Source organism: Lysinibacillus sp. BF-4 (genome assembly GCF_000743635.1).
GTDB classification, from domain to species: domain Bacteria; phylum Bacillota; class Bacilli; order Bacillales_A; family Planococcaceae; genus Metalysinibacillus; species Metalysinibacillus saudimassiliensis.
This window is the reverse complement of the sequence record NZ_JPUW01000001.1, coordinates 307,102-320,666: the sequence shown is the minus strand read 5'-3', so window position 1 is coordinate 320,666 and position 13,565 is coordinate 307,102. Positions and strand designations below refer to the sequence as shown.

Here is a 13,565-nt window from a genome sequence, read left to right as displayed (position 1 = left end):
TTACTGTAAATTACGAAAACACGTAGTTTTCCATTTCGTCATATGTGGTTTGTATCGCAGCCTTTAAAGATGCTTGCTCCTCGCGACAATACGTTAGGGCATCTTCTAATGTTACTGCCGCATTGGCTAGAAAGGCAGGCTCTTGTAAATCTTTCGCTAATTGGATTAAAACCAGTGCCTGATTCCATTGCCAACGTGGGTTTTTAGGGTCTAGTTGTATCGCTTGCTCTAAAAAACCAAGGGCATCAAAAGGCATCCAACCAAAGCGGTGCATAGTTTGCCCTGTTAGCCCCCAATACAAGCCTTTATTAGGGTTAGCGGCAATCGCTTGTTGAAAACAATGTACAGCCTCTGGGTAATGGTGCGCTAAAATAAACAGCTCCCCCTGTACAACAAAGCTTGCTGCACGCTCATTAGCTGTCCCTTCTTTTGCGCGTTGCTCAAGCTGTGCAATGCACGCCTTAAACTCTGCTTCATCCGTATGCGTACGAATAAACTGCACCTCATCTAAATCCTCATAACTCTCATCTGCACGCTCAATTGACTGACGCTCTAAATAATGCGTAATTTTTGGGTACTTATCATACTCATACTCCTCAAATAATGTGAGGTATTTAGCAGCTAATGTTTGTTCATCTGCATCTGTTGATGTCGCAGCAATCTGTTGCGCCTCCGTAAAACATTTCATCATGGCACCACGATAAAAATAGTCATTCATTTTATGCACAATGTCACTCCCCTTTTACGTTAGTATAACAAAAAAAATGCCGCGATGGCGCGGCATTTACTGTGCTTACTTTTTAGCGTATGGTGTTAGGAAAGCTTCTAATTCTTCTTCAGGTAAGTTACCTTCGAAGCGCTCTACCTCAGCACCACCATCAAAGTGAATGAAGGTTGGCGTTGCTGTAATATTGTACGTATCCCACTCATCATACTCTAATAAATTAATTTGGTTTACTTCAATGCCCTTATCCTCTAAAATTGGCATTAATTTTGGTGTTAATGCACGGCAATGCGTACAAGTTGGACTAAAGAAGTATGCATTCACTTCTTCACCGCTATCAATTTTTGCTTTTAAATCTTCTGGTAATGTAATGTTTTGGTAGTTTTCATCTTGCAGTAAATCTATTGTAGGTTGTTGTAACTTTTTGTCACCATAAGGATTATCAACACTTTTCAGCTTATCCTTGTTCGACATATTTGTCAGTAAAATAATAGCGACTAATAATACAATTACAACGCCGCCAATGGCTACTAGCTTTTTCACAAAAAGACCTCCTCAATTTAAACTCTACTCGATTATAGTAACAATCATGCTAAAGGTAAACTATTTTCACTTGCTACGCTGAATACGTACACGTGCGATGCGTTTTTTAGTTTCTTTATATAGCTCATCTAGTTGACGGTAGCACGCATATTGCCCTGGGCGTGCTTTAATAAATGCTAAACGCTCACGACCATTAGTAGGCAATAAACTATCGTCAATAAATGCCTCGTAATGCGCGATGGCTTTTTCCATCTCCGCTTTTACAGTCTTATCACGCGCGCTATGCAAAGCATGAATGGTTTGCTCAAGTACTTGCCATTCTGCGTACCACGCATCGACTTTGTCTTTTGCTAAATTAGGCATCTTGCTTCACCAATCCTTTACGAAAGCGCTTTTGTCCTTCACGACATAAGCTAAAGAGTGGGCAAGCATGGCAACCTGGATTTTGTGACTTACAATGATAGCGCCCAAAGAAAATAAGCTGATGATGGGTTTTTGTCCATGCATCAATTGGTGTTTTTTTCATTAAGGTTTCTTCCACTTGTAGCACGCTATCCTTCCAACGACATATACCTAAGCGTTTAGCTACGCGCTCAACATGTGTATCTACAGCAAGTGCTGGCACACCAAAGGCAACGGATAGCACAACGTTGGCTGTTTTGCGCCCAACACCTGGTAAGCTCTCTAGCCCCTCACGCGTTGCTGGCACTTCACCATCATAAACATCGAGTAGGCGCTGTGATAGCGCTTGAATATTTTTTGCCTTATTGCGATATAGCCCAATAGAGCGAATATCCTCTTGCAACTCCTCTAAAGATACGGCTAAATAATCAGCAGGCGTTTTATATTTTTGAAATAAATCTTTAGTTACACGATTGACTAGCTTATCTGTACATTGTGCAGACAATAGTGTAGCAATTGTTAGCTCGAAAGGATTTTGATGCACGAGCTCACAATGTGCATTAGGAAACATGCGGTCCATTTCCTCTAGGCAAAACTGCCATTGCTTTAATGTTAACACGGCTTCCTCTCCTTACTCCTCGTCCTCTAACCAGTTATAAAAAGGTACCTCATCTACAAACGGCTCCTGTGATACAGGTGGTGTGTAGGTTTTTTCTCTAAACTGATTGGTTTGCTCTTGCGCCTGTTGTGGCGTTTGGATATTTTTCTTTTGCCATTCAAATAAAATACGGTCAATGTATTTAAGACTCATTTTGCCCGCAAGTACGGCTTCTTTTAGTGCCTGCTTAATGAGCGCAACGGAATGCCCGTCCTCATCAAGCCACTTGCCAATGGTTTCGATCTCCATAGGCGAAAAGAGACGACCAAACTCCGCTTCAAACATGCTAAAGAGCTCGCCCTCTTCATTCGTTTCCTTTTGCTCAATAATCGCTTGTTCATCAAGCTGTACACGCTCTGTCAATCGCTCCCATAACGGGTAAAGCGAAAAGGTTTCGTAAATAATGCCCTTTTGATCCTTCATCTGCGCAATCTCTAACAATCCTTTTTGCATTAAACGTTGCAAAATAGTGGAAATAGCATTTGTCGATAAGGTGGAGCGTTGCATGAGTTGTTGCGGGGTTGGAAAGCTCGTACCCTCTGTTTGAAACGCAATTAAATGCATGATGACAAGTGCTTCCTCGTCTGTCATGCTAATTGCCTTATAGTGCTGAAATAATAATTGTGGGATGAGCACTTGTTGTTGCTCTAGCCAAACACGAAAGGTTTGTTCATTCGCCATACTAAAACTCCTTTAATGAAAAGAGGATGCCGCACAAGACGACATCCCTACTATTTATGGATACAGGCGGTTTAGTAAACGTGGGAATGGAATACTCTCACGCACGTGCTCTGCACCACTAATCCAAGCTACTGTACGCTCTAGCCCTAAGCCGAAGCCTGAGTGAGGCACTGAGCCTTGTTTACGTAAATCTAAATACCAAGCATATGCATCTTCATCAAGGTCATGCTCATTAATGCGTTGCTTCATTAATTCGTAATCATGAATACGCTCTGAACCACCGATAATTTCGCCGTAGCCTTCTGGCGCAATTAAGTCGGCACATAGCACAACATCATCACGGTCTGGGTGCGGTTGCATATAAAATGGTTTAATTGCTGTTGGGTAGCATGTAATAAATACAGGCATATCATAATGCTCAGCAATTGCTGTTTCGTGTGGTGAGCCAAAGTCATCGCCCCACTTAATATCTTCAAAGCCCTCTTTGTGTAAAAACTCAATTGCCTCATCGTATGAAATACGTGGGAATGGTGCTTTGATTTTTTCAAGCTTCGCTGTATCGCGACCTAAACGCTCAAGCTCGATTTGGCAATTTTTAAGTACAGATTGCACGATGTATGAGACATACTGTTCTTGTACTTCTAAGCTTTCGTCATGCTCAACAAACGCCATCTCTGGCTCAATCATCCAAAACTCGATTAAGTGACGACGTGTTTTTGATTTTTCTGCACGGAAAGTTGGCCCAAATGAGAATACTTTACCTAATGCCATTGCTGCTGCTTCCATATACAGTTGACCTGATTGTGATAAGTACGCATCTTCATCAAAATATTTTGTATGGAATAACTCCGACGTACCTTCAGGCGCTGAGCCTGTTAGGATTGGTGGGTCAACTTTTACAAAGTGATTTTCGTTAAAGAAGTTGTACGTTGCACGGATAATTTCGTTACGGATCTTCATAATCGCATGTTGTTTACGAGAACGTAACCAAAGGTGACGATTGTCCATTAAAAACTCTGTACCATGCTCTTTTGGTGTGATTGGGAAGTTATCGGCTTCATGAATGATTTCGATATCCTTCACTTGTAGCTCACAACCAAATGTTGAGCGCTCATCCTTTGTTACTTCACCAATAACATACATTGATGTTTCTTGCGTTAAACCTTTTGCCTTAGCAAAAAGCTCCTCGCCTGCTTCAGCTTTTACTACAATACCTTGCACAAAGCCTGAGCCATCGCGTAATTGTAAAAACGCAATTTTACCACTTGAACGTTTATTTGCTAACCATGCGCCAAGTTTAACTGTTTCGCCGATATGGTTAGGCATATCTTGAATCATAATTTTTTTCATGTTGTCCTCCTAAGTTGCTAGTAAAGCATTAGTCTTGCCATTTTGCTTTAACAAATGTAGTAATACGACGGATTGCCTCTTCAATTAAATCAAGAGATGTCGCATATGACAAGCGAATTGTGCTTGGTGCACCAAAGCCTGAGCCTGGGATTACCGCAACATTTGCTTCTGTTAATAATGCACTCGCAAACTCATCCACTGAAGCAAAGCCTGTTTTTTGTGCGGCTTCTGTTACATCAGGTAATAAATAAAATGCACCTTGTGGACGAATTACGCTAAAGCCAGGAATTGCCTCAACCTGTGGGAATACCTTCTCTAAACGTGCTTCAAATGCTTGTCGCATTTCTTCTACTGCATCTTGTGAACCGTTGTAGGCTTCTACTGCTGCATACTGTGCAGTAGTTGTTGCATTAGATGTAGAGTGTGATGCTAAGTCTGTCATCGCTTTAATAATTGCTGCATCGCCTGCCCCGTAGCCAATACGCCAGCCTGTCATAGAATGTGATTTTGCTACACCATTCACAACAATTGTGCGTGCTTTAACTTCAGGTGAGACTTGTGCAATTGAAAAATGCTTAACGCCACCATAAACTAATTTCTCGTAAATTTCATCTGATACGATTAAAATATCTTTTTCGACGGCTACAGCTGCTAGCGCTGTTAGCTCCTCTTGTGAGTAAATCATACCAGTCGGGTTACTTGGTGAGTTAATGATAACCGCTTTTGTTTTTGCTGTAATAGCTGCACGTAATTGGGCTGGTGTCATTTTGTAGTTTTGTTCAGCTGTCGCCTCAACATAAACAGGTACACCGCCTGCAATTTTCACTTGCTCTGGATATGATACCCAATACGGGATTGGGATAATCACTTCATCGCCTTCATTTAATAACACTTGGAATAATGTGTATAATACATGCTTAGCTCCTACGCCAACCATTACTTCATTTGGCGCGTACTTTAAATTATTGTCGCGTTGTAATTTGTCAATAATCGCTTGTTTTAAAACAGGAAGACCACCTGCTGGTGTGTACTTTGTTAAACCTTTTTCCATCGAATCAATCGCTGCATCTAAAATATTGCGTGGCGTGTTAAAGTCTGGTTCACCTGCGCCTAAACCAATTACATCAATACCCTCTGCTTTTAATGCCTTTGCTTTAGCTGTAATTGCTAAAGTTGTTGATGGTGTTAACGTCTTCACACGTTCTGCTAATACATTCTTCACAAGTCATCATTCTCCTCAGTTACTGTAATGTGTTTCCATTGCTCTCCGTTTTCATGCTGGTAGTACATATAATTTAACTGATTGTGGCTATCAATATACGTAATTTCCCAAACAGCGCCAGGCTCCTCGTAGCCTAACTTAGTGTGGAGTACACTTTCTACTTCTGCTTGCTCTTGCAACTTAGTTAACGCATCACTCTTTGAAATGCCATCTTCAAGCCACACTTGTTGAATGGCTTTTTTCGAAAAGTTAGCGGGTACAAATATCGCTTTTTTATCGTTATTTTTGTCGGTGCCAATCACGGTAATATAGGCTAAGGAACCATTATATACATAGGCATTATTAGCACTGGTTATGACCTTTTCTGTGAGCGCCAAATCCGTCGCCTTTTTTTCGACATTACGATAACTTGACTGCGCACTAACGAGTAGCGTTATACCAATAGCTAAACCAGCAATGATTACGACAGATACTACCGTTATCAACCATTTTTTCATTGTATATCTCCTTTATTTACAAAAGTAACGTAAGCGCTATCTTTCATCGTTTTTATTATACCAATTTTCGAGTTGTAAAACCATATCTGTTAATGGAACTTTATGCACAGGAATGCTCGGCAGTGCGGCAATAAATGCTTTGCCATATGCCTTTGTTTCAATTCGACGATCAAGCACAATTAGCGCACCCTTATCTTGTGAAGATCGAATCAAACGACCAAACCCTTGCTTAAAGCGCAGGATAGCTTCAGGTAGGGACAGCTCATAAAAAGCATTATGCCCCGCTGCCGTAATACGCTCCGCCTGTGCCTTAAAGAGTGGTGCCTCTGGTGCGGAAAATGGCAAGCGTACAACAATTACTGAGGCAAGTGCGTCACCTGGCACATCCACGCCTTCCCAAAAGCTGTTAGTACCAAATAATACAGCGCGTTTAAATTTTTGAAAAGATTTTAAAATACGCATGCGACTGCCGCTCGTAATACCTTGCGCAAATAACATATAATCTTGCAATAGTTCGCTTTCCTGTATTAATTCCACTGTTTGTCTTAACATTTGTTGCGAAGTGAATAGTACAAAACATCGTCCCTCTGTCGCACGCACCGTTTGTGTAATGGCGTAAGCTACCATTTCGATATACTCATGTTGTGGCACCTGCTGAATGTCGGGCATGTCCGTCACAATAAAAGTGGATGCCCCAGCATAATAACTCGCTGGTGCATGAAGCTGTAGTACACGTGTCGTTGCTGACAAACCAAGCTGTGCAGTAATAAAGGTTGGTTGCTTTGGCACCGTCATTGTACCTGAGGTAAAGATACGTGCACATTTGCCAAGCTTGGTTACTGCATCTTGAATAACAGCCGCCACATCAAGCGGATGTTGGACAATACGCAAGCTGCTAGGCACACTGCGCTTATCCAACTCAAGCCATGCTGTATTGCTTGAGTTAACTTCGATAAATAAAGCACGCCACTGATGTAGCATTAGTTGTACTTGTTGTACTAAGTAACGCCAATCCGCTAAAATTTGTTGCTCACTTGGCGCAAGTTGTACAAGTTCATTGCTAAACTGCGCTGTAATTTCAAGTGCACGCGTAAGCCATGCCTGCATCGCATCTGCTACGCTTGTATAATACGTTAACGGTATCGTCAACTGTGGTAAAAATAATGTCTGCTTATGGTCTCGCTTTCTAGGAAAATGTTTCATCGCATTTTTGGCAAGCGCATTTGTAACCGTATCAAACTGTTCTACCATACGGCTAAACAAACGCTCCGCTTCCTGTAATAAAAATGGTGAAACGCGCTCATACTTACGCGACGCTTCATATAATAATCGAAACGTCGCATCGTCGTCATAACAGCCAATTTGTCCAAAAATATATTTGCCATACGTATAAGAAAACATTTGTGTCTCACGTTGCATGGCCGCTTGAATTAATTGATGCGCCTCATCAAAAATCCAACCATCTACTTGCGCAAAAACACTCGCAGCCTGCTCTGTATGTGCAAGTACCATCGCATGGTTTGTCACAATAATTGTCGCGTGCTTACATTGTGCCAGCGCATAATTATAATAATCAAATGGCTTAGAGGGCGCGCTATCTTGCTCTTTACGTAACTTATCAACTACGAGTTGACCGCCACCTGATACGTTAAGCTCATTAGTATCCCCTGTCACGGTTTCCGTTAGCCACACTAGTACTTGTAAAAGTGTTAAAGTTTCGTCATAGCTACGCTCAGTATAATTAAGCATCGTTTGTACTTTAGTTAAATCAATATAATTCCGCTTACCTTTTACCATAGCTATCGCTAACTTAACACCAAGTAACTGCTCAACTTTTGGGAGGTCTTCTGCAAATAATTGCTCCACAAGATGCGATGTGTACACACTAATCGCCACTTGCTTACCTTCACTTACCGCATAACTAATCGCTGGTAGTAAATAGCCTAGCGTTTTTCCAATACCTGTTGAAGCTTCAATCACTACCTCGCCTTGTGTATGCAATGTCTGATAAATTTCGTCCATCATCTGAAACTGTGCAGGGCGTTTTTCGAAATTATGCCACACATGCTGTAGCAGTTTTTCCTTTGCCTCATCTGTTGCGGGATAGCGTAAAGTTGTTGGCTGTGATTGAAGCTGTGTTAATTTCTTTAAAGCTAAGCCGCCGTATTGCATAAAGTCTTCACTCGCAAGTTGCGTACGCTTCCAAGCAAGCACACTAAAGAATAACTGTGCAATGTCGGTTTTAGCATTAAAGCTTAAGCGATGCATTGCCTCAAGTGTAGGCTGGGGTAAGCCGCGTAATTTGTCATAACACGCAATTAATAATTTAGCTGTCGCGAGTGCATCCTCATCTGCACGATGGGCGCGCGCTAATGTAATACCTAAATCTTGCGCGAGGTCACCTAGCTTATAGCTTAGCGCGCTTGGGTATAAAATTTTAGCAAGCTCTACCGTATCCACTTTTTCGCCGCGCCACTCAGGTAAACCTACACGCTTAAATTCGGCTTGTAAAAACGGTAAGTCAAAGTCCGTATTATGTGCAACAAACACACAATCCGTTAATAATTCATATATTTTTTTTGCATGTGCTGTAAAAGGTAACGCTGTTTTAACATCCTCATCCGTAATATGCGTTAAATCTTGAATAAAGAGCGGAATACTTCGCTCTGGGTGGATAAAGGTCGTAAACCGATCTACTACTTGCCAATCACGCACAAAAACGACCGCAAATTGCATCATGCGGTCGCCATTTTTAGAGGAATGCCCCGTCGTTTCGATATCGACTACAGCATAAGTTTTTCCCATTATACTTCAACTCACAGTTCACTTAATGTTTGCATTTATTTTATCATACTGTGCGTTATTATGCTTACTTACACCTGTCTTTAACGTCTCAAGCACATCCTCAATTTGTACTGGTACGATAAACTGGTAACTACCAAAGCCAAAAGCAAATTTTGCGCGTGGTGCTATTGTTTTTGGCAATGGCTTCATATGCGTGGTTATAAACAAGGTTGCGCCTTTTGGTACATCAAGCGGTAGGTCCGCTTCGTCATAAGGCACACCATCTATGACAAGTCGCTCAAGTGCAACTAAATTACGATACGATTGAAATTTGCCTAAAGTTAATGCCTCTGTTGTTTTCACACTCATATTTGTTGCACCATCCGCAAATGATGCCCCCTGTTTCGTAAATTTTTCGTCCTCTAGTTGCGTTATTGTATGGTCAAAAGATAAATAACGGACACTACCATCGTCAAAAGCTAAGCGTGCTGTTGTTGGTAAAAATGTTGGCGATACAATGTAATGCATGACTTCTTGGCCATTATTTTGCCAAAGAATTTCGCCGCCACTCGATGCAGGAGCCGTAGCCTCAGCATCAAATGAAACCGTATCGAGTGATAAATAAGGTTTAGAGACCGTATGCTCCACTACTTGTTGGTCAACACTTTGCGCCTTGTCTGACAAGCTAACTTGAGTAAGTGTTTCGTCTTGCGTCACAAAAGTAATAGGTAACTCACTTTTCGTCATATACGTAACTTCATAAACATATGGCGTAGGAAAGCTTGTATATATTCTGTACAATGCAAAGGTTTGAATAGCAATACCCATCAGTAAAATAAATGTAAAGAACACCGGTGGTAGCACTGTTACTTGCCAAATAATAAGGAGGAGCGTAATCATGGTTAATAGTGCGCGCATATCAAGCCCACCATTAAGGGTGAAACTGTAAAGCACAATATTGACGATAAATAAGCCGTGGAGCCACCCTACTTTTTGAGATTTGGTCTTAACAGCACTAGCATACAGTAGCCATAGCGCACCGAGTAGCACAAAGCCACCACTATAGCTCGGCAATGCATAGCTCACAAGGCTTAAACTAACAGACGTCAGCACAACCCAAACCGCTAACGTATTAGCTCGAAGTAATACAAAACAGGCAATGATTTGTACAAGTGGATGTGGTAGTGCCATTAGCAGTAAACCAATGGTTAAGCTATTCATAATTTGCCTCCTCATAATAATCCCAAATAATTTTCCCTTGGTCCGTTGTAAGCGCAATACGGTCTACCCGCTTTGTATGCGCAAGACGTAGCACAACGGTCTGATCTACAGGAAGTGTATATGGCAAGGTCACTTGCCTACCATCAATATAAAGCGGGGCATCGCTCGCAATAGCCGTCAATGTAACAGGCTCATCTACTTTTAGCGAAAGCTCCCGCTGAAATAAACCTTGCATCGTCAATGCCTTGACGGTTGTTTTTGCATAAGGTTTGGTAAAAGGTAGTAACCCATGCGATGTGGCAAGCGCTACATATTTTTTATTGACAGCAGGTGGTTGAGTAAATGTAATTTCATATACTACGGTATAGGCGTGCTGTTCTATTTGACGAATTGTTGCACGTTCGGCAATGGGCAGCAAACCAATATTTAAGCTATACACATCAAAATGGTCTTGTTTATTTACTTCTACATAAGCCGTTTGTAATGTGCTATCTGCGAGTAAGGTCGGCTTAATTTGAGCTGCTTGAAACACACTTACATTATAAATAATAACAACTACAAGTAACCCAACGATGGCATAAATGATACGCTTGCGCCACCACGCCACTACTAAAGCAATGGCTACAATAACTGCTAAACCACCTTGTAATGCAGTTGTTGTGTTATTACTAGCACTTGTTGGCGCAGTAGGCAGGGCAATCATACTAAAAAACAGGGCAGCAACCGCAACTAACCATAAGGGATTAGCCATTTTATTTGGCGCGATGCTCCGATTAATACGTCCACGTACAGCCCTTGGCACAGGGATTTCATCTACTTGTCGTTTAAAGTCCTTCATTCGCTCGCCTCCATCTCGTTGCGTAATTTTTGCAATGCGCGGTACAAAATTGTTTTTGTTGTGCCTAGTTTTAAACGTAACATTTCGGCAGTTTGACTAATTGTATAATCATAATAAAAGCGTAAAATGATGACGTCTTTTTCTTGAGGTGATAGCACGCGTAAAACGTCAGCTAAAATTAATTGTGTAGGCTCTTCAATATGTACTGGCTCAGGTAAGTCATCATAGTCAACATATGTCATACGCCCACGTTTGCGTAAAAAATCATGAGCCGTGTTAATCACAATCCGAGTCAACCATGTCGTAAAGTGCGCTGGTGCTTGTAACGTGGTTAATTTTTGATGCGCCTTCAAAGCCGATTCCTGTACGACATCTAAGGCATCTTGTTCATGTTGCACATAAATATAGGCCATGCGATACATTTGGGCCTCATGTTGATAGAGTAATTGGCGAAAGGCTTTTTCATTGCCTTCTATAGCTCGCATAACGGTTTTCTCCACACCTCGCACCTCCTTTACTTATTAGACGTTAACTCTCCTATGTTTAGCTTTAACAAAATAAAAAAAGCCAGCAAATGCTGACTTTTTCGTTACCCAATCGTTAATGGTGGCTCATCATATACCAATTGTGTAATGGTATTTCCTTCTCCCATAATCGCAATGCGCGGCACATTTTTTATTGCTTGCTCTGTTGTCATTTGCGCATAAGCAATAATAATAATAATATCTTGCGGCTGTACTAAACGCGCGGCTGCTCCGTTAACACAAATGACACCACTGCCTCGCTCGCCTGCAATCGTATAGGTTTCGAAACGTGCGCCATTATTATTATTAACAATGGCTACAAGTTCGTTTGGTAAAATACCAACGGCCTCTAAAATATCTTGGTCAATCGTAATCGAGCCGACATAGTTTAAATTAGCCTCTGTCACCTGTGCGCGGTGAATTTTAGCGTGCATCATCGTTCGTAACATTTATACAACCTCCCAAATGATATTGTCAATTAAGCGTGTCTTGCCAATAAAAACAGCTACAGCTAATACAAGATGCTTAGTTGAAGCTGTTGGATCGGCTAAGTCAGGGTAACTAAGTTGTGTTAAATAATCAATTTTACCACCTGTTGCTTGCTCAATAGCAATGCGCGCCTCGGCAATCGTTTGTTGCCCTTGTTGAATGCTTGTTAGCTCTTTAAATATAGCTGGCGCTTTCGCTCGCTGTTCTTCGGTTAAATAAACATTGCGTGATGACTTAGCTAAGCCGTCTGCTTCTCTTACAATGGCTACAGGACAAATTTCTATAGGGAAATTAAAGTCACGCACCATTGTTTCAATAATCGCAAGTTGCTGCGCATCCTTTTGGCCAAAATAGGCGCGTGTAGGTTGCACAATATTAAATAATTTTGCGACGACTTGCACAACACCATCAAAATGCGTAGGACGTGATTTACCGCAAAGCTCACGTGCCATTGCGCCAGCCTGTACTACTACACTGCCTTGCGTAGGATACATTTCTTCTACATTGGGTGCAAAAACAAATGTAACGCCTGCTTGTTCAGCTAGTTGGCAATCACGCGCTAAATCTCGTGGGTAACTTTCAAAATCTTCATTTGGCCCAAACTGCGTAGGGTTAACAAAAATACTCATGACGACAATAGCGTTTGCTTGTTTAGCAGCGGCTACGAGCGCTAGATGTCCTTCATGTAAATAACCCATTGTTGGCACTAAGCCAATAGATTGCTTACGAAGCGGTGCTAGTTCAGCACGGAGTGCCTCAATTGTTGTTAATACCTTCATGCTTTTACCCCTCCATACAATGCCTCTATGGTTTCTTCTGCCATAGAAAAACTTTGCGCTACTGTAGGAAACACACCAGCCTTTACTTGTTGCGTATAATCACAAAGGGCTGTCGTCATTAGCGGGTCAACATTGGCATATTGGTTTACAAATTTCGGTACATGATGTTTGCCATAACCTAGCACATCGTGATAAACGAGCACTTGACCATCTACTTGTGCACCTGCACCAATACCAATAACAGGAATGTGTAAAGCTTCAGTTACTAACTGGGCAAGTTGATACGGTACACACTCTAGCACAAGTGCTACAGCGCCAGCCGCTTCACAAGCTTTTGCATCTGATAGCAATTGCTTTGCTGCCTGTACCGAACGTCCTTGTACTTTATAACCCCCAAGCACTTGAGCAGATTGTGGCAGCAAACCTAAATGCGCCACACACGGGATGCCTGCTGTTGTTAACTTATGCAGTGTAGCTATAACATCGCCTGCACCCTCTAGCTTTAATGCATTAGCACCTGTTTGTTGCATCATACTAGCTGCTGTTTGTAACGTGACATTACTATCGCCATGGTAAGATGCAAACGGCATATCTACCACTACAAAAGTATGCGGCGCGCCTCGGCGTACAGCCTTAGCATGATGCACCATATCTGCTACAGTAACAGGTAGCGTTGAGTCATAGCCAAGCACTACCATACCAAGTGAATCTCCCACTAAAATCATATCCACTTGCGCTTCCTCTGCTTGACGTGCAGCAGGATAATCATAGGCTGTCAGCATAACAATCTTTTCGTGCTGTGCTTTCATGTGGTAAAAATCAGTTGTTGTTTTCATTGAAGTTCCTCCTTTTA

At 41.8% G+C, this 13,565-nt stretch carries 15 protein-coding genes; all 15 read right to left on the bottom strand.

From position 1 onward, the window contains the following. Positions 1-10 precede the first annotated feature (10 nt). The 15 genes from CH76_RS01635 to panB all read right to left on the bottom strand — a co-directional run bounded on the left by CH76_RS01635 (position 11) and on the right by panB (position 13,548). Entirely contained in the window at positions 11-718 is a 708-nt protein-coding gene (locus tag CH76_RS01635; protein WP_036142231.1) for an O-linked GlcNAc transferase, read from the bottom strand. Between the two features lie 75 nt (positions 719-793). Further along, on the bottom strand, positions 794-1,267 hold the full coding sequence (locus tag CH76_RS01630) for a thioredoxin family protein (protein ID WP_036141924.1): 474 nt from the start codon (positions 1,265-1,267) through the stop codon (positions 794-796). Between the two features lie 66 nt (positions 1,268-1,333). Further along, a complete protein-coding gene (locus tag CH76_RS01625) occupies positions 1,334-1,630 on the bottom strand; it encodes a YpoC family protein (protein WP_036141921.1) in 297 nt (98 codons plus the stop codon). Beyond that, positions 1,623-2,288, bottom strand: coding sequence for an endonuclease III (gene nth, locus CH76_RS01620; RefSeq protein WP_036141917.1), 666 nt, complete (start codon positions 2,286-2,288; stop codon positions 1,623-1,625). The genes CH76_RS01625 and nth overlap by 8 nt, the downstream gene beginning before the upstream one ends. 12 nt (positions 2,289-2,300) lie before the next feature. After that, positions 2,301-3,008, bottom strand: a complete 708-nt coding sequence (locus CH76_RS01615) for a DnaD domain-containing protein (protein ID WP_036141914.1) — start codon at positions 3,006-3,008, stop codon at positions 2,301-2,303. A 54-nt stretch (positions 3,009-3,062) separates the two neighbouring features. Continuing rightward, complete coding sequence (asnS, locus tag CH76_RS01610; RefSeq protein ID WP_036141912.1) at positions 3,063-4,358, bottom strand: asparagine--tRNA ligase; 1,296 nt, start codon at positions 4,356-4,358, stop codon at positions 3,063-3,065. A gap of 28 nt (positions 4,359-4,386) precedes the next feature. Further along, positions 4,387-5,580: a pyridoxal phosphate-dependent aminotransferase gene (locus CH76_RS01605; protein WP_036141909.1), complete on the bottom strand. Its 1,194-nt coding sequence runs from the start codon at positions 5,578-5,580 to the stop codon at positions 4,387-4,389. Next, positions 5,577-6,077 carry a DUF5590 domain-containing protein gene (locus CH76_RS01600; RefSeq protein WP_036141907.1) on the bottom strand — a complete coding sequence of 167 codons (501 nt, stop codon included), beginning with the start codon at positions 6,075-6,077 and terminating at the stop codon, positions 5,577-5,579. Before CH76_RS01600 ends, CH76_RS01605 begins: the two co-directional genes overlap by 4 nt. 36 nt (positions 6,078-6,113) lie before the next feature. Next, positions 6,114-8,882 carry an ATP-dependent DNA helicase DinG gene (gene dinG, locus CH76_RS01595; RefSeq protein WP_036141904.1) on the bottom strand — a complete coding sequence of 923 codons (2,769 nt, stop codon included), beginning with the start codon at positions 8,880-8,882 and terminating at the stop codon, positions 6,114-6,116. An 18-nt stretch (positions 8,883-8,900) separates the two neighbouring features. After that, entirely contained in the window at positions 8,901-10,082 is a 1,182-nt protein-coding gene (locus CH76_RS01590; protein ID WP_036141902.1) for a hypothetical protein, read from the bottom strand. Beyond that, positions 10,075-10,920 (bottom strand): hypothetical protein, encoded by an 846-nt coding sequence (locus CH76_RS01585; protein ID WP_036141899.1) that lies wholly within the window; start codon positions 10,918-10,920, stop codon positions 10,075-10,077. Before CH76_RS01585 ends, CH76_RS01590 begins: the two co-directional genes overlap by 8 nt. Beyond that, positions 10,917-11,420 (bottom strand): sigma-70 family RNA polymerase sigma factor, encoded by a 504-nt coding sequence (locus CH76_RS01580; RefSeq protein ID WP_036141896.1) that lies wholly within the window; start codon positions 11,418-11,420, stop codon positions 10,917-10,919. Before CH76_RS01580 ends, CH76_RS01585 begins: the two co-directional genes overlap by 4 nt. An 89-nt stretch (positions 11,421-11,509) precedes the next feature. Then, a complete protein-coding gene (gene panD / locus CH76_RS01575) occupies positions 11,510-11,893 on the bottom strand; it encodes an aspartate 1-decarboxylase (RefSeq protein WP_036141893.1) in 384 nt (127 codons plus the stop codon). Continuing rightward, positions 11,894-12,712, bottom strand: a complete 819-nt coding sequence (panC, locus tag CH76_RS01570) for a pantoate--beta-alanine ligase (RefSeq protein ID WP_036141891.1) — start codon at positions 12,710-12,712, stop codon at positions 11,894-11,896. It lies immediately after the preceding gene. After that, positions 12,709-13,548 carry a 3-methyl-2-oxobutanoate hydroxymethyltransferase gene (gene panB / locus CH76_RS01565; protein ID WP_036141888.1) on the bottom strand — a complete coding sequence of 280 codons (840 nt, stop codon included), beginning with the start codon at positions 13,546-13,548 and terminating at the stop codon, positions 12,709-12,711. Before panB ends, panC begins: the two co-directional genes overlap by 4 nt. Positions 13,549-13,565: the final 17 nt, after the last annotated feature.

Excerpts from the sequence above, each read along its gene's own strand:
- CH76_RS01635 (WP_036142231.1), bottom strand. The coding sequence starts at position 718 with ATGAATGACTATTTTTATCGTGGTGCCATGATGAAATGTTTTACGGAG.
- CH76_RS01625 (WP_036141921.1), bottom strand. The coding sequence starts at position 1,630 with ATGCCTAATTTAGCAAAAGACAAAGTCGATGCGTGGTACGCAGAATGG.
- CH76_RS01615 (WP_036141914.1), bottom strand. The coding sequence starts at position 3,008 with ATGGCGAATGAACAAACCTTTCGTGTTTGGCTAGAGCAACAACAAGTG.
- asnS (WP_036141912.1), bottom strand. The coding sequence starts at position 4,358 with ATGAAAAAAATTATGATTCAAGATATGCCTAACCATATCGGCGAAACA.
- CH76_RS01600 (WP_036141907.1), bottom strand. The coding sequence starts at position 6,077 with ATGAAAAAATGGTTGATAACGGTAGTATCTGTCGTAATCATTGCTGGT.
- dinG (WP_036141904.1), bottom strand. The coding sequence starts at position 8,882 with ATGGGAAAAACTTATGCTGTAGTCGATATCGAAACGACGGGGCATTCC.
- CH76_RS01590 (WP_036141902.1), bottom strand. The coding sequence starts at position 10,082 with ATGAATAGCTTAACCATTGGTTTACTGCTAATGGCACTACCACATCCA.
- CH76_RS01585 (WP_036141899.1), bottom strand. The coding sequence starts at position 10,920 with ATGAAGGACTTTAAACGACAAGTAGATGAAATCCCTGTGCCAAGGGCT.
- panD (WP_036141893.1), bottom strand. The coding sequence starts at position 11,893 with ATGTTACGAACGATGATGCACGCTAAAATTCACCGCGCACAGGTGACA.
- panC (WP_036141891.1), bottom strand. The coding sequence starts at position 12,712 with ATGAAGGTATTAACAACAATTGAGGCACTCCGTGCTGAACTAGCACCG.
- panB (WP_036141888.1), bottom strand. The coding sequence starts at position 13,548 with ATGAAAACAACAACTGATTTTTACCACATGAAAGCACAGCACGAAAAG.